The 20,802-nt window shown below is 56.1% G+C and carries 19 protein-coding genes; 12 read left to right on the top strand and 7 right to left on the bottom strand.

Annotation, left to right across the window (positions count from 1 at the left end; translation table 11 throughout):
* A partial coding sequence (locus VK738_03410) for a putative LPS assembly protein LptD (GenBank protein ID HTD21672.1) occupies positions 1–1,398 on the bottom strand: 1,398 nt, incomplete at its 3' end.
* A gap of 226 nt (positions 1,399–1,624) precedes the next feature.
* Here VK738_03410 and VK738_03405 point away from each other — a divergent pair.
* Entirely contained in the window at positions 1,625–3,328 is a 1,704-nt protein-coding gene (locus VK738_03405) for an RDD family protein (GenBank protein ID HTD21671.1), read from the top strand.
* Between the two features lie 106 nt (positions 3,329–3,434).
* Here VK738_03405 and VK738_03400 read toward each other — a convergent pair whose 3' ends face one another.
* A complete protein-coding gene (locus VK738_03400) occupies positions 3,435–4,238 on the bottom strand; it encodes an enoyl-CoA hydratase/isomerase family protein (GenBank protein ID HTD21670.1) in 804 nt (267 codons plus the stop codon).
* A 211-nt stretch (positions 4,239–4,449) separates the two neighbouring features.
* Here VK738_03400 and rpiB point away from each other — a divergent pair, with 211 nt between their 5' ends.
* Positions 4,450–4,902, top strand: coding sequence for a ribose 5-phosphate isomerase B (gene rpiB / locus VK738_03395; protein ID HTD21669.1), 453 nt, complete (start codon positions 4,450–4,452; stop codon positions 4,900–4,902).
* Between the two features lie 82 nt (positions 4,903–4,984).
* Here rpiB and VK738_03390 read toward each other — a convergent pair whose 3' ends face one another.
* The 5 genes from VK738_03390 to rsmD all read right to left on the bottom strand — a co-directional run bounded on the left by VK738_03390 (position 4,985) and on the right by rsmD (position 9,962).
* Entirely contained in the window at positions 4,985–5,590 is a 606-nt protein-coding gene (locus VK738_03390; GenBank protein ID HTD21668.1) for a response regulator transcription factor, read from the bottom strand.
* Complete coding sequence (locus tag VK738_03385) at positions 5,587–6,684, bottom strand: sensor histidine kinase (GenBank protein HTD21667.1); 1,098 nt, start codon at positions 6,682–6,684, stop codon at positions 5,587–5,589. The genes VK738_03390 and VK738_03385 overlap by 4 nt, the downstream gene beginning before the upstream one ends.
* 120 nt (positions 6,685–6,804) lie before the next feature.
* Positions 6,805–7,632, bottom strand: coding sequence for an ABC transporter permease (locus VK738_03380; protein HTD21666.1), 828 nt, complete (start codon positions 7,630–7,632; stop codon positions 6,805–6,807).
* Positions 7,629–8,600: an ABC transporter ATP-binding protein gene (locus tag VK738_03375; GenBank protein ID HTD21665.1), complete on the bottom strand. Its 972-nt coding sequence runs from the start codon at positions 8,598–8,600 to the stop codon at positions 7,629–7,631. Before VK738_03375 ends, VK738_03380 begins: the two co-directional genes overlap by 4 nt.
* Before the next feature lie 798 nt (positions 8,601–9,398).
* Positions 9,399–9,962, bottom strand: a complete 564-nt coding sequence (gene rsmD / locus VK738_03370) for a 16S rRNA (guanine(966)-N(2))-methyltransferase RsmD (GenBank protein HTD21664.1) — start codon at positions 9,960–9,962, stop codon at positions 9,399–9,401.
* A gap of 206 nt (positions 9,963–10,168) precedes the next feature.
* On the opposite strand from rsmD, the gene VK738_03365 reads away from it, so the two are divergent.
* From VK738_03365 to VK738_03320, 10 genes are all read left to right on the top strand, one after another.
* Positions 10,169–12,070: a glycosyltransferase family 39 protein gene (locus VK738_03365; protein HTD21663.1), complete on the top strand. Its 1,902-nt coding sequence runs from the start codon at positions 10,169–10,171 to the stop codon at positions 12,068–12,070.
* Positions 12,071–12,210: 140 nt separating this feature from the next.
* Positions 12,211–13,089 carry a prolipoprotein diacylglyceryl transferase family protein gene (locus VK738_03360; protein ID HTD21662.1) on the top strand — a complete coding sequence of 293 codons (879 nt, stop codon included), beginning with the start codon at positions 12,211–12,213 and terminating at the stop codon, positions 13,087–13,089.
* Positions 13,090–13,094: 5 nt separating this feature from the next.
* Complete coding sequence (locus VK738_03355) at positions 13,095–13,979, top strand: hypothetical protein (protein HTD21661.1); 885 nt, start codon at positions 13,095–13,097, stop codon at positions 13,977–13,979.
* A gap of 24 nt (positions 13,980–14,003) precedes the next feature.
* Complete coding sequence (locus tag VK738_03350; protein HTD21660.1) at positions 14,004–14,270, top strand: hypothetical protein; 267 nt, start codon at positions 14,004–14,006, stop codon at positions 14,268–14,270.
* Between the two features lie 118 nt (positions 14,271–14,388).
* Complete coding sequence (locus VK738_03345) at positions 14,389–15,813, top strand: radical SAM protein (GenBank protein HTD21659.1); 1,425 nt, start codon at positions 14,389–14,391, stop codon at positions 15,811–15,813.
* Positions 15,810–16,124, top strand: coding sequence for a hypothetical protein (locus tag VK738_03340; protein ID HTD21658.1), 315 nt, complete (start codon positions 15,810–15,812; stop codon positions 16,122–16,124). Before VK738_03345 ends, VK738_03340 begins: the two co-directional genes overlap by 4 nt.
* 34 nt (positions 16,125–16,158) lie before the next feature.
* Positions 16,159–16,473, top strand: coding sequence for a hypothetical protein (locus VK738_03335; protein HTD21657.1), 315 nt, complete (start codon positions 16,159–16,161; stop codon positions 16,471–16,473).
* A 284-nt stretch (positions 16,474–16,757) separates the two neighbouring features.
* Positions 16,758–18,446: an RNA polymerase sigma factor RpoD gene (gene rpoD, locus VK738_03330; protein ID HTD21656.1), complete on the top strand. Its 1,689-nt coding sequence runs from the start codon at positions 16,758–16,760 to the stop codon at positions 18,444–18,446.
* A 122-nt stretch (positions 18,447–18,568) separates the two neighbouring features.
* Positions 18,569–18,985 carry a DUF1761 domain-containing protein gene (locus tag VK738_03325; protein ID HTD21655.1) on the top strand — a complete coding sequence of 139 codons (417 nt, stop codon included), beginning with the start codon at positions 18,569–18,571 and terminating at the stop codon, positions 18,983–18,985.
* 932 nt (positions 18,986–19,917) lie between these two features.
* A partial coding sequence (locus VK738_03320; protein HTD21654.1) for a replicative DNA helicase occupies positions 19,918–20,802 on the top strand: 885 nt, incomplete at its 3' end.

Below are 20,802 nucleotides of genomic sequence, written 5' to 3'. Positions count from 1 at the left end.
CAGAGAATATGACAAGCGGGGGTGCACATCAAAGCGTCCCACGATGTCTGCGGTGCGAAACGTGGAACTGGTGGGCAGGAGGCCGCTCGTGGAATTCACCGTCGGATTGTCGCGAGAAACGCCTCCGAGAGAAGCATCATACGACCAGAAAAAACGCGTGCCGGCAACGCTGCGGTCCACGGAAGATGTATCAAAGCTGGGAGTATGAAAAATGCTGATCACATCACCTTTTGTGGGGCTCTGAAAATTCTGATAGCGCGAAGCCAGAAGATTAAAAGAATAGCCGTCGTAGTTCTTGGTCAGAAACGCTACAGAGTTAACTTCGGAGTTGATGGCTTGATAATAAGTATCGGCAAAGCTGACCCGGAACTTGAAGCTGCTCAAATATTCCGCCGAGACGACTCCGCGCACATCATGGGGGAATATAGCGTTGCCGTTAATGTGGATCTCCTGCCCGCTTAGATCTCCAAAGGGAGCCGTCTGCCTGCGGTCCACGACGCTGAAAAAACTTGCATTCAGGTAGCTCTTATCCGTAGGAGTAGCGCGAAACACGCCGCGCTGCGCCCATCCTCTCGAGGACCAGTATTCAGCACCAACGGTGGCATCCATGCTGCGATTGATGGCCCAGTAAAAAGAGTCGCCCAGAATCGTGCCTTTTCGGTTGGAAGTGCCAAACATCGGCGTAAGAAATCCGCTCTGCCGTGGCAGTTTTTCTACCGGATGCCGGGCAAAGGGAAAATAAAAGACCGGCACGCTCTTAATCTTAAAGACGCTGTTGTAGATTTTTGCGGTTTCTCCTACATCCACCACAATTCGTATTGCGGAAAAAGTCCACTTGGGATTGGGCAGCTCGCAGGAAGTGACCGTGCCGTTATGAATGACGTAACGCTCCGGTCCGACTTTTTCCACAATTTTTCCCGTGAAAGCGAAGGGGTTGGATGTGATCAGAGTCATATTTTTCCCCTTCATGCGGATGCCGGTGGTACCGGCGGCGTCGTACAGCTTTCCGGTTTCAGTGCGGACGTTGTATTCGGCAACCGTTCCCACGATATGTTCGCTATAGAGACCTCCATCCAGAGTCACATTGCCGGTCGCGACCGCATCTCCGGTGGCGTCGTTATACGTGATCTGGTCGGCGTGCAATATCAGGTCTTTATAGTCAATCTCGGCGTTCCCGCGCAGGGTCCACACGTCTCCATGTTTTTCCTGGCTCACGGCACGGATGGTGGCTTCTTCCCCTTGTCCCTTGGAATACGACGCGGGTTGCGAGGGGCCATCGGCAGATAAGGGCGGCAAATCCTGTGCCTGGACTCGTAACCCATTAGTTAATAGTAGAAATGCAAAAACAAGCTGACAGGAGACGGCGGCAATGGTAAACCAACGATAGCGGCAACTCATGAGGAACCATCGAAATTAGCACGCTCCGGCGGCATTGGTAAAGTTTATTGTCGGTAGTGCAATGAGGGTTACTAAGGGGTTGAAGGTTTTCGCCTGCTGCGGACTTGAGCGGAGTCCTGGGCGGGGTTGAATAATTCAAGCCGGCGTTATGCGCCCAACAGCGCGTAGCAGACGGATTTTGCCGTTTATTTGGAAGTGAGCTCTCGCGCGGTTCTTCCACAACCTGATGGCTTGTCCCGTCTGTCCGGGTATTTGCCGATGTGGAGGCAACGATGCTGCTGAACCATCTACGGTAAGCGAGCACGTTGCTGTTGTCATTGACCCAGAACATTACGATTTCAGCGAAGAAAGCTTCGCAGCGGGTGAGCGGATGGCGAGCGCTGGGGTGCGCGAGCCAGACGCGAGGGCGCAGCAGCGAAGCGTTGCGGAGCCCTTAGATAACGAACCTGATGTCGCCACCGCGCTCGAAGCGGCGGCGCGTTCCGAACGCCTGGCGCAACTGAGGCCGGCGCGAAGGACCATTGTTCTGGTGGAACCCAACACCGCCGAACGCCCGCTTGAACCGGGTGAATGGCGGCGGGAGGTTTCATCGCGCGTGAACCGCTACCGCGCGCGCAGGCGTCCGCGAGTGGAGAGGCCACGTTCGTTGGGCCTGAACTTCGAACCCGCACCTCCTTCCTCTTCAGCTCCAGCGATTCCCATCAGGAAAGAAATTGCAACGCCACTACCATCGCCGTTTGTGGATCCAGAGCTTTCTCTACAACCGGGTGAGCCCGAAGCGAGCGCGGTTGAGCGCGAACAGAGTGCGATGGCGCAACAGCAAAGCGTTGCGAATCCCAGCATTGCGGAGCCCTTAGCCGAACCAGGTAGGCAGATGGCGAGCGCCGTCGTGCCTGCAAATGAGACAAATGCGAGCGCGGAAGAGTTAACCGCCATGCAGATTGAGCTCTATGGTGTCGAGCGCTATTGGCCTAACGTTGCGCCGCGCAACCAAAAGCCCTTCTGGAAGCACGACCCTGAAGTTGCGCAGTTCCAACCTGTTTCACTCCAGGCCATTCAGTTCGACCAGGCCCAAGAAGACTTGGAAGCACAAGATGATCTGGCTGTAGCAAAGGATGTGATTATTATTAAAGACGATCCAGTTCCAGTAGAAACGCCTGTAATTTTTTCCGAGCAGTTCGATGGCAGCATAATTTCTGACTTGACTGAGGCAGTTTTCGCGGCCGAGCAGCCGGTCGGCGAAGACGAGTTCATTGAAGCTCCGGTCACCCTGACTCCGGTTGCGGTGAGCCCGATTCAGACAAACATTGAACCGGATGAAGAATTGGCTGACCCGGTCATGCTGTCACCCCATGTCTTTGAAGAGGAAGAGATCAACCTGGCCGAGCTAGCCGCCCAGGCAGAGGTTTTTGTGGAACCGGCCCCGCCGATTGCCCTTGTAGAACTGTCTGCAGCGCCGGAAAGCACACAACCGCCACCGGGAATGCAGGCACTGTTGCTGGTGGCGCCGATTTACTTGCGGGCAACGATGGAGGCCGTTGATTTCTGCGTCTCTGGGACTGGGTTTTTGCTATTCGGCTTCATCTTGTTGTGGGCAGGCGTCTTGCCGGAGGGCAAGGCGTTCACCATCATGTCGGCCATTTTGCCGGGCTTTTTCTGGGCGCTCTACCAGTATCTATTTCTGGTAAATACCGGAAGCACGCCCGGAATGCGGCTTGCCGGCCTTCGACTTACCAGCTTTGAAGGCGATGCCGTTTCTCCCTCCCGCCGCCGTGCACGAGCTTTGAGTATAGGGCTCTCAACCTTCGCGCTGGGATTGGGATTCCTCTGGGTCTTGCTGGATGAAGACCACCTTTGCTGGCACGACCGCGCCAGCAAAACATTCGTAACGCGCGAGCGCCCTGAATATGTGGGCAATGAGTCGGTTTAAATCTGCTGTCAGCCTGAGTCTGTCAGAAGATATGGGCGCGATCCACGGTGAGCCGGGTTTCCCTTGGAGCTTGCAGCTTGGAACTTGGAGCTGGTCTTAGCTAGTGCTACTTGTTCTTCCAGATGGGCTTGCGTTTTTCCAGGACGGCGCGCAGACCCTCTTGTACGTCTTCCAGATCCATAAGCTGATTGAGGTAGATGTCCTGGGATTTCTTCATGGCCTCATTCCAGGGCAGGCCAAGCGAAGTGGAGATCACGGTCTTGGTCATCTCCAGCACCGGTCCACTGAATTCATTGATGCGCGTGAGGATCTGCTCAACCGCGGCCCGCAGTCCTGTTTCTGGAACCAGCTTGTTCACGAATCCCAGGCGAAGAGCGTCGTCGGCGCTGAGAGCTTCCCCGGTAAGAATCAACTCGTAGGTCTTCTTAGGGCCGATTAATTGCGGCAGCATAATTGCGGCAAAAGGCGGAAAGACGCCCATCTTGACCTCGGGCTGTGCGAACTTGGCGTTGGGCGTGGCAATCACCATGTCGCCGAAGGCAACCAGTTCGGAACCTGCGCCAATGGCAGCTCCATTCACGACCACGATCAACGGCTTGGAGATGTCACGAAAGGCCTGAAAGATACGGTTGAAGGCATCCAGGGTCTGGAAGACGCGGTCGGCCTTGGAGTCTTCCAGCGATATTCCCGCACAAAAGGCCTTCTGCGAAGAATCCAGGACAATGCACTTGATGTCATTGCGTCCATTCAAGCTCTCCACAGCTTCGGCCACTTCAACCATCAACTGCACGGTCAGCACGTTGTAGGGCGGATGATTCAGGGTGATGTGGGCCACAAAGGTGGACGTATCGAAGAGAATATATTTGTTTACCTTCGCAGGTGTTTGCGCTGCCGTGCCAACCACTACCATGAACGACCTCCACAAAAAACGAGCTCCAAAAAGTACGGGCCCAAAAGCCCGAAAACAGAGCTATGTCGCGTGATTATGCGACGAAATTGGCTTTTAAACAAGCCCGAACGCCTCCTGCGGAGTTACTACCATTATTCGAACAGGCTGAATCTTCCGTATTAATTGACTTGCTGGCTGCTCATTACGACTGCTCATTTACAATATTGAAACCATGAAAATCTCCCTCGGTGCCGATCATGCCGGCTTCGAATTGAAGGAAAAGATCAAGAAGCTGCTTCTTCAAGAGGGCCTGCAGGTGAACGATCAGGGCACGCTCTCGAGCGAATCAGTGGATTATCCTGATTTCGCCCGCAAGGTGGGGGAGGAAGTGGCCAATCACAGTGCCGATCTTGGCATTCTGGTATGCGGCAGCGGAATCGGAATGTCCATAGCCGCCAACAAGGTTTTGGGCGTGCGTGCGGCAAATGTCAGCAGTGAATACGAGGCCCAATTAAGCCGCGAGCACAACGACGCCAATGTTCTCGCGCTGGGTGCGCGCGTCCTGAGCGATCAGATGGCCTTCCAGATCGTTCACAAATGGCTGGAGACCTCCTTTGCCGGCGGACGCCATCTACGACGTGTGGAAAAAATAAGCGAGATCGAACGGGAAGAGGCGAAAGCCTAGTTGAGATCTGAAGGCCTCGCCGGCCTTCATGCTGTAGCAGCTTGAAAACTCGAAACTGGAAACTCGAAACCTGAAACTGCAGTTAAAGCCAGCCTTTTTGCCGCGCAATGCGCGCAGCTTCAACTCGGTTGCTTGCGCCCAGCTTGCTGATGGCTTCGGAAAGATAATTGCGGACCGTTCCCTCGGACAAGCGGAATTTGGCTGCGATTTCGGTGCTCGAGATGCCTTCTCCTGCCAGCCGCAGAATCTGGCGCTCGCGGTCTGTCAGCGGATCGCTTTCACCCCAGGCTTCCGCCGCCAGCTCCGGCGCAATCGCCCGCATGCCGGCGTGCACACGCCGCACGGCGTTGGCCAACTGGGATGCCGGGGAATCCTTCAACAGATACCCGGCCGCACCTGAATCGAGTGCACGGCGCAAGTATCCGGCACGCGCAAACGTAGTCAGAATAATCACACGCACTGGCGATTGCTGGCGTTTCAGTTCGGCTGCCACTTCCAATCCGCTCATCTCGGGCATTTCGATATCCGTCAAAAGTAAATCCGGCTTGAGAGAGCGGACCATCTTCATGGCCTCCAGCCCATTGTGCGCCTGGCCCACGACCTCAATGTCGCCTTCGTTCTCCAGCAGCGCCGCCAGCGCACCCAGCACCATGGATTGGTCTTCAGCGATGATGACGCGAATCTTCATTGCACTCCATTCGGATTGATGGTTGTGCGGGGGAGGGTGATGGTCAGCGTGGTGCCGGGAGTATTCGTGCGCTGCAAGTTGCCGCCGAGGGTCTCCACCCGTTGGCGCATGCCTTTGATGCCTTCGCCTTCTACGCCGTTGCTGCCGCAACCATTGTCGGCAACTTCCAGGGTGCACACACCATTGCTCTGCAACAATCGCAGGTTGCACTCGGTGGCCTGGGAGTGGCGCAGGATATTGGTCACTGCCTCGCGAATCACCAGAGCCAGCACTCCCTCCTGGGCAGAGCTGAGCTGCAAACGGCCGGAAGCCGAGGCTTGCACCTTGATGCCGGCGGTTTCCAGCGTGGCACGTGCCTGGGCAATTTCCGCATCCAGGCCGGCGGCACGGTAGCCTTTCAGCGCGCTTCGTACTTCCGCCAGCGCCTCTCGCGAGATGCGCTCAACGTCGCGAATCTCCTGGATGGCTCGAGGCGGATCTTTGTCGGCAAGCCTCGAAGCCAGCTCTGATTTCAGGATGATGACGGAAAGCGTGTGGCCCAGGACGTCATGCAGGTCGCGCGCAATGCGTTCGCGTTCCGCGGTTTTGGCCAGGTGCTCGATTTCTTCATGCGCCAGCCGCAAGCGGGCGTTCGCCGCTATGCGTTTCGCCTGCTGAATATTCATGGCCCCGATCGCGGCGATCAGGAAAGAGGTGGAGACCCAGAGCTCCAGGGGTATGTGAAAGGCCCACATGACAACGCTGGCGCTGGCCTCCAGCAACAGCAGGACTGCAATGGCCAACTCGGTTTCCCCGCAAAACCCCGCGAACGCCGCCGCGTATACGAAGAATGCCGAAGCGCCCCAATTGCGTGGAGTGAGCACCATCGCGAGCACCGTGATGCCTGCAATGGCCCAAAGCCTACTCTTCCCCTCAAGCCAATAACCCAGGAAGTAGAGCGCCAGAAACACGCAAAGTTCTGCCAGCATCTCCAGCCGCCTGCCAACAGACGGCCGGTTTAAAAACGGCTCAAGCACGAAATAGAACAGCCAGACCAGCCAGACATAAGGCATCCAGCCGACCTCAGCTCTAATCTTTTCGGGAAGGAGTCTCATTGTTACCGCTTAGCGTATAGCATTTTCGAGCTTATTGGGTCATCGAATCATTGGTCATTAAGTCGATGAATCAATGACCTGATGATTCGATGACTCAATGGCCAAATGGCCCAATCATAATCACCCGTACATCTTGCCCTCGTCGCGGCGATAGCCCACGGCCGCGAGCACGAGGAACAAGAGCGTAAATCCGTTGAGGGCGGCTATGTGCACCCACTGGCCGCCGCTGTGACCGGCTCCAACCTGAGCGAGCGCCAGTTGGACAAAATGGTACGGTGGTAAGAAAGGCGCGATGCTTTGCATGAATTTCGGCAAAAACTCGATTGGCACCCAAAGGCCCGACGCAAATGCCATGGGCAGATAAAGAACGTTGCACACTGCCGGCGCCGAGTTCGGTCCGGCGAAATATCCTATGGCCAATCCCATGGCGCCGAAGGGAAGCGCGCCCATGACCAGCGTACCGGCCAGTGCAGCCCAGGTGGCCAATGGCATGCGCACATGGCCGAAAGCTGCGCCTAACGTGAACAAAAGCAAGACCACAATGAGGCTGAACAGAGAACTCATGATGAGTTTGGCCAGGAAGTAGGCGAAGGGAGGCATGGGCGAGGCACGCTTCACCTGCAGCCAACCCTGGCCGCGCTCTGTCGCCACTCCCACCCCAAAGCCGAAGAGGGAAGCGCCAATTACGCCGAAGGCCCCATACGACGCGAGCAGATAGGTGGCAACGCTTATTGAGCCGACCGTCTGCCTCTGGTTTAACACCAGTCCGAAGAGCACGTAAAACATCAGTGGAAAAGCAATTGTCGATATCGCATAGATGGGAAGCCGCAATAGCTTCAGGAACTCGTATTTTGCCTCGTTGAAATAAATACGCAGGGTCTGGTTGGTGGTACGCATTGCTCGGCCGCCACTCCAGGCGCCAACTTGAACTTGTACGGAACTGCTCATAAAGCCACCTCCATTTTGCTTTCGTGCGGGTTATTGGCGCTATCGCGCCGGGTAATTTCCAGGAACGCTTCTTCCAATCCAGTGCTGACAACCTCAACATTGGCAAGCGAGGCATCACGGGCCAGCAATTCACGCACGACCATCTCGGCGCGGGAGGTAAGAATTTCGAGACCGTCTTTCTGTGGGCGCACGCTGCTGACCCCGGCAATGGCTTGCACCTCTTCGATAGAAAGTCCTGTGGTGCAGCGAATGGTTTTGCCGGCGGTTTTGGCTTTGATCTCTGCCGGCGTTCCCTGGGCAATCATCGTGCCCCGGTTTAAAACCAGGATGCGGTCGGCCAGCGCGTCGGCTTCTTCCAGGTAATGGGTGGTGAGCAGCACGCTGCGTCCGCGCTGCACAAGGGCGCGGATCTGTTGCCAGAACGTGCGCCGGCTATCTACATCGAGCCCGACCGTGGGCTCATCAAGAAACAAAAGATCGGGATCACCGCAAATCGCCAGGGCAAACAAAACACGCTGCCTTTGCCCGCCGGAAAGCTCGCCAAACTGGCGGTCTTCCAATCCCTGCAGTCCAGCGGCTTCTATTACGGCGCGTTGTGGAAGCGGATTGGGGTAGTAACAGGAAAACAACTGGATGTGTTCGCGGACCTTCAGAGTTTCCGGGACTTTGGCGACCTGCAGCATGGCGCCCACACGAATCTTGGCTTGCGTACTGCGCGGGTTTTCTCCGAAAATCTGGATTCTTCCCTGGTTGGGTGCAGCCAATCCCAGCAGGAGTTTGACCGCAGTTGTTTTTCCCGCTCCATTGGCGCCGAGCAGCGAGACCAACTCTCCGGGATACATGCGAAAACTCACGTTGTTAAGAGCTGGCACCTGGCCGTAACATTTGCTCACGCCGCAAAATTCAGCCGCGACTTCTCCGGGGGCTTGGTCTTGCGGGTTGTATTCAATGTCGCTTTGGATGTTCATCTGGCACCTTCTTTGAACTCTGAGTTACGATTCCCAAATTCGTGTGCCAGTATGTGCGCATACGGAGAGGCAAACCAGTGCCGCGTGTCACCAATCGCATGTGACAAATGTCAGCAGGCGAAAAGCATGATACGGAAAGCCTGTGAGCTCAGAGGGGGCCCCCTCCCCTGCCTGGTTGGGGGTAATGAGTGAGCTATCGGTTGCCCAAATTGGGACCGTGAAAATTACCCGTCTCATGGGCTCATTCGTGGGAGGCACCCCCCGTGCTTGCATAGGGGTGAAACTCGTAAGTCATTCATAAATCAGAGAGAGGTCGAATAGAGCAAATCAGCTTAGAACAAGGGTTGATGTTTACTCTAAGATCAACCTCGGCCGACGGAATCGACCGCTGCCAAATCGCCGGCCGGCGCGGCAATCAAAATTTTCAAAGAACTATTGGGCTTTGAAACCCTTGTTCTACCCTTCAGCCCCGCATCCCTGAGGACGCTGGATACACTTTCATTGCCGAGCCTACCGCAAGTTCCTGCAGGAAAGAAGAAGTTGATACCACAATGGTGCCACTAAAAACAGCCCCAAGCTCTCAGCTCCAAGCTCCCAGGAGAGGCTGGTAGAGCCGAGATTTTTAAGATGGCTTCCAGGTTCTTACATCGTTGCAATTTCGCAGATTTTCCGCACAAGTTTTTAAGGTACGGTAGTATGGTTCGCTGCGTGCAGGCCTGCGGCAGCAAGGAATTGTTCATTTTCAACATCTTAGCGGCACTGCTGAAGCCATGCCCATTCAAAGCTTGACTTCCAGGCTCAATGGTAAAAACTCAGCACGGCGTCACCCTGCACCAGCTTGCGGAAGCGCTGCAGGCTGCCGTATTGATCCTGGGGGTCGAAGTGTTTGCTGTGTTCGGCGATGACCAGCGAATCTTCGCGCAGCAGATTCGAATTGGCCAGGGAGGAGAGGGCCTTTTCGTATTGCTCTTCCATCTTGTAGGGCGGATCGAGGAAACAGATATCTATCGATTCAGGAACTTTGGTGAGGGCGGCGACAGCATCTTGCTGGAGGATTTGAAATCCCTCTTCGATGTTCAATGAGCGCAGGTTCTGTTTGATCAACTCATTGGATTTGCGGGCGGATTCGACGAAGTAAACTTTTTTGGCTCCGCGGCTGAGGGCCTCGATTCCAACGGCACCGGTGCCGGCAAACAAGTCGAGCCAGATGGTGCCTTCGATTTCCCGCGCTGCAACAATTACGTCGAACAGGGTTTCGCGCAGGCGGTCTGAGGTAGGACGCAGATCGGCGCCCTGCAAGGAGCGCAGTTGGCGGCTACGGAATTTGCCTGCGATAATGCGCATGAAAGAAGCAGTCAGCACTCAGCGATCAGCACTCAGCCCAAGCGAGCACTCTTGCCGAGAATGGTGAACAGAAAAGCCAAAGCTTAGGTTATAGCATTCCTAAAATCGAAGAGCATTTTTCAATTTTGGTTAGAATGTGGCAAGTTGAGAAACTCGGTATCGGCATGCAAGTGAGGATTAACCAGCATCAGGCCTAAGGTTCATGTCCGGCGGGAGGAGTTGAAATGAAGGATTCGCTTGAAGAGGGTCGTTTCCCGTTTGCCGCAGCTGCCGTTGCGCTATCGATCCTGATGGCGGTGCTGATGGGCGGGTCGATACGCCGCGAATCCGTAACGTTTGACGAAGAGCCACACATCGGTGCTGGGCTCAGCTACATGCAAAAACTCGATCTGCGGATGAACCCGGAGCATCCGCCGCTGGCAAAGGTTTTGGCGGGCGTGTCGCTGATGATTCGTGGAACGCACGCCGATTACGATAATCCTTCCTGGACGCTTGGGCACAAATACATCTTCGGTGTATGGCTCTTTGAAGGTCTATTCGGTCATTCGATTGTGACGAGGTGGAATGATCAGGCAACCGTGCTCGCGTGGGCGCGCGCGCCGATGCTGCTGCTCACGCTGGCGCTGGGATGGATCGTCTTTGTGCTGGGGCGGCGGCTGGGCGGAGGGTGGGGTGGATTGCTGTGCCTTACCGCCTACGTGACCGCGCCTGTCTTTCTTGCCTATGGCCCGCTTGTTCTGACCGACTTGGCGATCGCGCTTTTTTCTATTACCACGCTGTGGACGTTCGCTGAACTGTGGCGCGATCCCACCCGCAACAAGACGCTTGCATTTGGGCTGAGCCTCAGCGCAGCGCTGCTTTCGAAGTTTTCTGCCGGGCTGCTCTTCTTTGCATTCCTGGTATTCGCGCTCAGCACGCGCTGGCGGGCCGTTCCGGGACAACCTGCGGGGAAGTCCGAAGCGCGCGAGTGGCGGCGGAAGCGCTGGCGGGCCACCCGAGTGGGGATATTCGAAGCGGCCGCGGTCGTCTATCTGACTTACTTCATCCTCTCGCTCCGTGAGCCGACGGACTTCTTCGGCCGCAAGCACGGACCTCTGGCAGGGATCCTCCTGCACCTGATACTGCCTCCCCTGCGCTACTTCTTCGGGGTTCTGATCGTGGCGTTCACTTCGAGCCGCGAGACGTTTTTGCTGGGGCACAGATTTGCCCATGGCGTGCCGTTCTATTTTCCGGTGCTTTTCGTGCTGAAGTCTGCGCCTGGATTCTTAGGGCTGCTGGTTCTGGCGCTGGGGGCAGCGGTCTGGCTGAAACGACGCAGCGGAGGTGCTCCTAGCGTTTCTGTGATTCCGCAAGAGTATGGGCTTCACTGGCGCGTGCTGTGGACCTCGCTCATTTTCTTTGCGTTTGCCTGCATCGCGGCGCGGCTGAACATCGGCTACCGGCATTTCAGCATTCCGGTGGTGCTGCTGACACTTCTGCTGGCACCCTTGCCGAGGATGCTCGGACGCCTTCGCGGGCCGGCGCCCGCGGGGTCATTTGCAGGGGCCGCGGCCGCCGTGCTGTTATCGCTGGGCTGTGTGTTTACGGCGTTGCGCGCCTATCCCTTCTACATTCCGTACGTCAGCGTGTTCAGCTTTGGGAGCCCGGCATACGCGCTCGTGGACCGCTCGAACGTGGATTGGAACCAGTCGCTTCCCGAAGTCGAGCGGTTCGCCGAGGAGCGCGGCATCAAAACGATTGATGTGGACTCCTATTCGTGGTTCGACCCCGCCGATACCATTCCGCGCGCGCGGCTGTGGAATTGCCAGACTCCCTCCGCGGCAGATGCCGGCCAATGGGTGGTTGTCTCGGCCAATTTCATTCTCGATTCTCACAATTGCGCCTGGTTGATGAAGTATCCGCATGAGACGCTGGGCGGCGGCAGTATGTACGCTGTGCAGCTGCCCACGACCATTCCGGCGGCGGGTATCGCCGGAGGCCCGCCGGTTCCGCAGGAGCAGCGCCAGTTTGTCGGAGCGCCGGAGGATCCTCGTCCCGAGTTCATTCGTCTCATCAACCATCCGGAAACGATTGAGCCTTTCTTGATCCAGCGGATGGCTGCGTTTGCCGGCGCGCACAAGCATTAGCGCCAAAAAGCATTCTGCACTCAGTAGTCAGCATTCAGCTGATTGCTGACCGCTGAATGCTGAGTGCTTTTACTGAGAACCGAGAACTGAGAACCGAGAACTAAGTTATAATCCCACATCTTCATTCGAAGTGCAGGCACTTGAATTTTCCGGTTTACATTTACGTAGCTGGAGTGCGGATCCATCCACATTTGTTTTTCGAGAGCATGGCTTATGTGGCCGGGATCCTGGCGTATCTGTGGATGCGCCGGCGCTCCGGTGATTCCGCGCCCGATCCCGTGCGTTGGTCGGTGATCACGGCCGCAGTGGCGGGTGGCGCTATTGGCTCCAAGCTCATGTACCTGCTGGAGGATCCGGCGGCGACGTTTCTGCATTGGCACGATCCCTTTTACCTGATGGGCGGCAAGAGCATCATCGGCGGGCTGGTGGGCGGGCTCATTGCCGTGGAGTGGGCCAAGAAATATCTGGGAGAAAAGCAATCAACCGGCGACCTGTTTGCCATCCCTGTGGCTCTGAGCATTGCTATAGGGCGCATCGGGTGCTTCCTCACCGGCCTCAGCGATAACACCTACGGTGTGCCTACACGATTGCCCTGGGGCGTCAATTTCGGCGACGGTGTCCGGCGGCATCCTACGCAAGTTTACGAGATTGTTTTTCTTCTGGCTTTGGTCCCTGTTTTGCGATGGGTTATGCGCAAGATTGCGGAGTCTTCGAAAAAAACAGCCCCAGGCGGCCAATATTTTGCTTCCCGCTTTCGGCCTGGCGATGCTTTCAAATTTTTCATGATTGGCTACATGGCATTCCGTCTTGTTTGCGACGGGCTGAAACCCTATGTGCACGTTGCCCTGGGACTGTGTTCGATTCAATGGATATGCCTTGTGATCCTGGTTTACTACGCAAGAGATATTCGGCGCTGGATCGGGTTCAAGAAGCCCGCGCCCGGGAAGCCCTCTGAGTTAATGCAAGAAACGTCAAAGCAAGAGACGTTAGTGCAAGAAAGACGGGAAGGAGCGTTCTAAATCCAATGACAGACCCCGATTTGCCCCCCGATTTGCCCAAAGATGAAAGCCCACTGCCCCCGCCGCCAACGGCTCCACGCCCTGGCAAGAGCGGGTGGCGCATTGCCGCAGGCGTCATTCTCTGTATCGTTACACTGCTGCTTACGCTCGCCATGCTGCCGTTCTCGCTTTGTTTCGGGGCCATGCTGCAAAACTCATCCAGCTCTTCGGACGCACCGTGGATCATCGGACTCATTATTCTCAACATATTGGTTCCCGTCGGCGGAACCATACTGGCAATCCGCATTTTTCGCGGACCCAAGAGGCTTCGCGCTGCGGCTGGAATTGCAGGCGCGCCTGTTTCAGCGCCCGTGCCAACAGCATCGGCCAAAGAAATTGAAGAGAGGCTTGCTTATCTCCGCCTGGTAATACTGGTTGTAATTCTTGCTCATGCTGCGCTGATTCTTCTGGGTTTCGCGCGCAACCCAAAAAACATCGCTGCAATGATTGTTCCCAGCCTTCTGGGCTTTGTGCTCTATCAGGCGCCTTACTTTGCGGTCTTGCTTGGCATACGGCAGCGGGCTGAATCCTGGGCGCTTTCGCTGGCTTTCATGTATTCAATTCTCTCGCCCTGCCTTACCGTTCTTTTCCTTCTAGCCTCGCCCTGGATATGGCGATACTCATCTTCGGGTGCAATGTCATCCACGGTTTTACTCTATTTTGTGGGTGGCTCCCTGGTGGGAGCGGCTGCGAATGCCGTGGCGGCGGTATTTGCATGGCGGGCGTGGCAGGCGGCGGGCCGCGGTCCTGACAGTGCGGCCCAGATGACGCTCTGGGGCGCCGTTTCGGCCGTCTATCTCTTGTTGCTGCATTTCTCTACGCCTTTTTTCTACCGGCTCATACATTTTTAGGGGAGCAAGAGGAGCAGATGATTCATGAATGAGCAGCCGCCCAAACAGCGCTTTCCTTCCTGGAAACAGGCCCTGGTGATATTTTGCGGCGGCATTGTGCTGGCGCTTTCTTCTTGTGCTGTGTTTTTAGCCAACCTCAATGCCGGCGGTAATCTGCCCGCAGTTTTCGCTGGCGGTTTTATTGCCGGAGTTATCGCCAGCCTTGTGGGATTTGTACTCGTGCTGATTCGCGCGATTCGCGGATCCAAGCCCACACTCATCGTGCCCGGCAAGCCAGAAGAAAAACCATGAATGATCTGCGGCCAAAACAGAGCTTTCTTCTCGGAGTCTGGCCTTGTGATTGTGGAACCGGTTTGAGGCGCAAGCTTGGAGCTTGCAGCTTGCGGCTGCAATTTGGAGCTGTCTTGGTATGACTGACAAAGTTCGTCCTTATCTTTTTTATGATGTCGTGGTTTCCATCTGCTCAACTTGTTATCAGAAGATTGAGGCCAAGACGGTTTTTCAGGATGGCAAGGTTTATCTGCTCAAGCGCTGCCCGCAGCATGGCCACGAGCGCGTGCTCATCGCCGATGACGTGGACTACTACCGCCGCTCGCGCGAGGTCTTCATCAAACCGCCGGAGATGCCGCTGGTTTACAACACGCCGGTGCGCTGGGGATGTCCTTATGATTGCGGCCTGTGTACCGACCACGAGCAGCACTCCTGCCTGTCGCTGGTCGAAATCTGCGACTATTGCAATCTGCGCTGCCCGGTGTGTTATGCCTCCAGCGGTCCGGAGCGCCAGCAATTCCGCGACTTGGCGCTGATCGAAAAGATGCTGGATGCCGTGGTGCGCAACGAGGGCCGGCCTGACGTGGTGCAGCTCTCGGGCGGCGAGCCTACCATGCATCCTGATTTCTTTAAAGTCATCGAGCTGGCCAAGGCGCGGCCCATTCGCCATCTCATGGTCAACACCAACGGAGTGCGCATTGCGCAGGAAGAAGATTTTGTCAGCCGCCTGGCCGAGTACAAAGAAGATTTTGAGGTCTATCTGCAATTTGATTCTTTCGAGCGCGAGCCCCTGATGGCTTTGCGCGGGGCCGACCTGCGCCGGGTGCGCGAGCAGGCCATCGAGAGGCTGAACCGTCACAACATCTCCACTAATCTAGTTGTGACCTTGAAGAAAGGGCTCAACGACCACGAGATCGGCAAAGTTGTGGACTACGCCCTCGAGCAACCTTGCGTGCGCGGCGTGACCTTTCAGCCCATTCAGGATGCCGGCCGCCTGGAAGAATTCAATCCCGCAACCGACCGGCTTACGCTCACCGAAGTGCGGCGCAAAATCCTGGAGCAGACCGGCGTCTTCAAACCGGAAGACATCATCCCCGTGCCCTGCCATCCTGATTCGCTCGCCATGGCCTACGCCCTCAAGCTGAATGGCAAGGTCACGCCACTGACCAGCATGATCCCGCCCGAGGTGCTGATCAATGCCGGACGCAACACGATTATCTACGAGCAGGAAGAAGCCATCCGCCAGAGTCTGTTCAAGCTCTTCGCCACCAATCACTCGCCGCGCTCGGGCGCGGGCAGCCTGCGCGAGCTGCTTTGCTGCCTGCCGCAGGTGCTGGTACCGGAAGGCTTGGGGTACGAGAGCGTCTTCCGCGTCATCATCATGCAATTCATTGACGCGCACTCGTTCGATGTGCGTTCGGTAAAGAAGACCTGCGTGCACATCGTTCATCCCGATGGACGGCTGATTCCGTTTGATACTTACAACCTGTTTTACCGCGATGATCTGGAGAAGACGCGCCTGGAGCCGCTGCGGAAGAGGGCAGAGTTAGCGACCATGGCATGAGTGCTGAGGTCCAGGCACGCAGCGCTGACAAAGAGATCGCCAAGGGGATCGCCAGTTGCTTTGCGCTCAACCTGCTGCATCTGGGGATTGCCTGGCTGTTCCTGGTGCCTGCGAAAGCGTGGGATTTCTTTGCAAGCGTGACCGTCGTCCTGATCGCAGGATTTGGCGTCCTCCAATTGGTCTATGTGGTTCCGCTTGTCCTGAATGCGCGGAAAAAGGGTCGCCCGAACTTTGCCAAGGGAATGATCATTGGCGCGTCGATTGCCCTTCTGTTGAGTGCGGCCTGTTGGGGCTCGTTTTATTGGAGATGAGGATGCTTCAGAAAAGCAGAAACGGCACGCATCTATGGATAAGAAACTGCACACAGGCCTACAGGTAACTCTCGGATTCCTTCTGGGGGTCGCGCTCAATGTAGTTGTCTTCCAGGCGGGACTGCTGCTTGCGTACTTTCTCCGATCCAGTACAGCCCAATGGATTCACCAGGGCCTGATGATTGCCCCGGGGGCTATACAGGTGATCTACCAAATCCCCCTGATTTTGTTTCTGAGACTGCGGGGAAATCGCGGTTTGGCGCTTGGAGTGATCATAGCCGCCTCAGTTTACGCTCTGTTGAATGCCCTTTTTTTGTGGCTCGCCATGAGTGGAAAAGTTGATTTGTGAGAGCGGAATCTGTCCAAGGGGCAGGCTAACCAGGGCATCTAGAGGCGGACCAAGCTTCTTTGCGAAACCAAAAGCCCGCCCACGTCATCTAAATACTTGTAAGCGTTTGGGCGGGAACCATTTAGCTGGCTTAGGCTGGTTAAGGATAGCACACATGTGCTAACATAATACGGTTTGCGTCTTTCCGCCTGCGGGAGGGCTATCCTCTCGCGGGCTATGCGCATTTATCCCCACCACGATTACGCATACGTCTGTTTAACACGACGAGGCTGAAAAGGAACCACTTGGCTCTGGACGACAAGTTCGACGACATTAAAAAATTAATTGATGCGGGTAAAGAGAAGGGCTATCTCACCTACGACGAGGCCAACGATCTAATTCCCCATGACGTGCATTCACCCGAAGATCTTGATGATCTCATGAGCACGATCAGCACCCAGGGAATTGACATCATCGAAGGCGCCAAGCCTCCGGCTACCGGTTTCGACAAGACCGAAGACCTGGAAGCGGGGGAAGAAGTTGATTTGGACCTCACTCCCGGGGCGCTGGAAAAAACCAACGATCCGGTTCGCATGTACCTGCGCGAGATGGGCACCGTGCCCCTGCTCACGCGCGAGGGCGAGGTGGAAATCGCCAAGCGCATCGAGCGCGGACAGAACCGCGTTCTGAAGGCGATTTCGCGCTCACCCATTGTCATTAACGAGATCATTGCGCTGGGCGAAGACCTCAAGAAGGGTGTTCGCAGCATCAAGGAGATTGTTCCTTTCGACGAAGAAGAGGTGACCGATGAAATTGTCGCCAAGCGTCTGAAGGACACCGTCACCCGCATTGACAATCTCACCAAACACTACAGGAAAGCCCAACAGCTCACCGAAAAGCTGCTGGCAATTCCCGAGAAGAAGAAGCAGCGCGAGTACCGCCGTTGCCGCTGGGCCCTGGGCCGCGAGATCGTGGAAATTTCCAAGGTTATTCGTGCCGTTCGCTTCCTGAATCCGGAGCGCAAGCGGCTGATTGACCGCGTCAACAAGACGGTGGATTCCATGCGGCAGCTCGACCGCCAGATCCAGTCGCTGGAAAAGAAGCATGAAGCCACGCGCAGCGAAGAGCTGAAGAAGGAATACCGCAAGAACCAGCGGCAGTACAAAACCGACCTGGAAAAAATCGAGGCCGATACCGGTGTGGATTATCAGGAGCTGCGCCGCACCCAGCGCGAGATTATCCAGGGCGATATGAACGCCGAGGTCGCCAAGCGCGAGCTCATCGAGGCCAACCTGCGCCTGGTGGTTTCGATTGCCAAAAAGTACACCAACCGCGGCCTGCAGTTCCTCGACCTGATTCAGGAAGGCAACATCGGCCTGATGAAGGCGGTGGATAAGTTCGAATACCGCCGCGGTTATAAATTTTCGACGTACGCGACCTGGTGGATCCGGCAGGCCATCACGCGTGCTATTGCCGATCAGGCCCGCACTATCCGCATTCCGGTGCACATGATCGAGACCATCAACAAGCTCATCCGCACCTCGCGGCAACTGGTGCAGGAGCTGGGCCGCGAGCCTACGTCAGAAGAGATCGCGCGGCGCATGGATATCCCGGTGGCCAAGGTGCGCAAGGTGCTGAAGATCGCGCAGGAGCCCATCTCGCTCGAAACTCCGATTGGCGAGGAAGAGGATTCGCATCTCGGCGACTTCATCGAAGACCGGGCGGTGGTTTCTCCTGCTGAGGCCGTGATCAACGTCAATCTGAAGGAGCAGACCGCCCACGTTCTGCGCACGCTGACCGCGCGCGAAGAGCGGGTGATCAAAATGCGCTTCGGATTGGAAGATGGCAGCGAGCACACCCTGGAAGAAGTTGGCCAGTCGTTCACGGTTACACGTGAGCGCATCCGGCAGATCGAAGCCAAGGCGCTGCGTAAGTTGCGCCATCCTTCGCGTTCACGCAAGCTGCGCGCCTTTATGGACGGCCTGCGGGATTAAGCACCTTCACCGAATGCAATGAATACTTAAGGCACAGCACTACCCGGCTGTGCCTTTATTTTTCTGTTCCCATAAACCGCAACCCTGCTGTACCATTCATCCGCTCTTAAAAGGAGACACCTATGCAATTTGTTCCAGTAGTGGTGGCTGCCATCGCAACTATGGTCATCGGTTTTCTTTGGTATTCTCCGGTACTCTTTGCCAAGCCCTGGATGCTCGCCGCGGGCTATGACATCAACGATAAAGCCGCGATGGAGCAAATGCGCAAGGGCGCGGGCGTCACCTACTTGCGCGCATTTCTGGCCTCGCTGCTCACGGCTTTTGTTTTGCGCTGGGTGTTTCTATACGCAGGAGTTAACTCTCCCGTTAAGGGAATCGAGTTCGCAATCCTGATCTGTGTGGGGTTTAATATCGCCACTAAATACACCGATATGCTGTTTCTCCGGCAGCACTATCTATTATTTGTAATCAACAGCGGGTATCAACTTGCCTGCTACACCGCCATGGGAGCAATCTTGGGCGGCTGGCGAGTGGTGTAATCTTGCCACGGATTTGCACGGATCTTCACAGATCAACTCAAGGCTGTGTGGCATAGCGCGGCAAGCCGCAAGAGCAGCGTTTCTGGAAAGCATCCACGGGCCATGCCCCCTCCGCTCTGTCATGTTGAGCGGAGCGCCACGACTCCATGGGCAAGCTTACAGAATCTCAAGCGCGTAGTCGAAACACCCCGAGAAGGGTTCGGTCTACATTCCGCATCAGGGAATTCTCCCGATGCCGCCGCCAGCGAAACAGGCTGGGCGCGCACAACCGCTTCCCGCCCTACATTCCAGGACACACTCTGGGGAGAATTCCCTACGGCAGCATTTCTTCCGCAGGCTTTGTCGGGGTGTTTCGACTGCGCGCCCATCCGTCTCGAGGCTACAGATTTTCTCCAGGCGCTCCGCTCAACATGACAGTAAGGAGACGGTTTATCAGGTACCTAAAAAATCGTCACAAAATGATTTCTGCATCTCAATATCCCGCAGTGCGAGACACCCTGTGCTTCTTTTTGCCCACTGGGATCAACAGCTTTTTATTTCCGCACTTGTTTTCCACTAATTTCCACCGGGAATTGCGGTTTTCAACAGTTATTCCACAGCTAAATTTTCCAGGCTCTTGTGCCCGCAGCTTTGCTCAGGCACAGTCATATCAACAAAGAGTTTGGCGCTCTGGCGCACTCGATTGCTCATGGCGCAGCTTCCGCGTGGCAAAGCCGGCGGAATCCTGGAACCCAGGCTAAGAGAAAGCGCGCGGCCGCAACGCTTTATGCTTTGCGGCGAAGAGTGCCAACTGCTGGAGTGCTTTCGAGCGCTCCCAAAAATGACCGCAGTCCGTGCGGCTGGCGCGGACTGCGGTTCATTGTTGATGCATGTGGCCATCCAAAACTAAGAACTTTCAAACTGACAAATTAATTGTAATAATTCAGATAACATTGGCCACCACTGACCTGAATCTCGATCGCAGTATGCCGGCGAGCCTGGACGCCGAACGCTCCATTCTGGGCGCCATCCTTTTAGATAACGATGTTCTTCCCCAGGCCGCCGAGTCTCTGCGCGCCGATGATTTTTCTCTCGATTCGCATCGTCGCATTTACATGCGCATGCTGGAGCTGAACGAAACCAGCCGTCCCATTGACATCGTCACCCTGACCGAGGAGTTGGGCCGCAAAAAAGAAGTTGAGGCCGTGGGCGGAGTGGCCTATCTCTCGTCGCTGACCGAAGGGCTGCCGCGGCGCGAGAACATCGAGCACTACGTCAAGATCGTCAAAGATAAGGCCCTGCTGCGCGGGCTGATCCATGCCGCGCAAAGCGCCATCTCGCACGCGCTGGATCAGGCTGACACGACGGAAGAAATCATTGACGCCGCCGAGTCGGCCATCTTCAAGATTTCCGAGAGCCGCATTGGGCGCGGCTTCCTGGGCGTAAAAGAGATTGTCAAAGAATCCTTCGGCTCGGTGGACGCGCTCTACAGCCGCGGCCAGCGCATCACCGGCCTTGAGACCTACTATGCCGATCTGGATGGCATGACCAGCGGCCTTCAGCCTTCAGATCTCATCATCATTGCGGCGCGTCCTTCAATGGGCAAGACGGCTTTCGCCATGAATATCGCGGAAAACGTGGCCGTGAATAGCGGCAAAGTCGTGGGCGTCTTCTCGCTGGAAATGTCGCGCGAGGCGTTGCTCATGCGCCTGCTGTGCTCGCATGCCAAGGTTGACTCGCACAAGCTGCGCACCGGCTTTCTAGGGCGTGAAGATTATCAGAAGCTGGCCCACGCTTTGGCCCAACTGGGCGACTCCAAGATTTTCATCGACGATACA

This window comes from Terriglobales bacterium (genome assembly GCA_035487355.1).
In the GTDB taxonomy this organism is placed as follows: Bacteria; Acidobacteriota; Terriglobia; order Terriglobales; family Acidobacteriaceae; genus QIAW01.
This window is presented reverse-complemented; position numbering and strand designations above follow the sequence as displayed.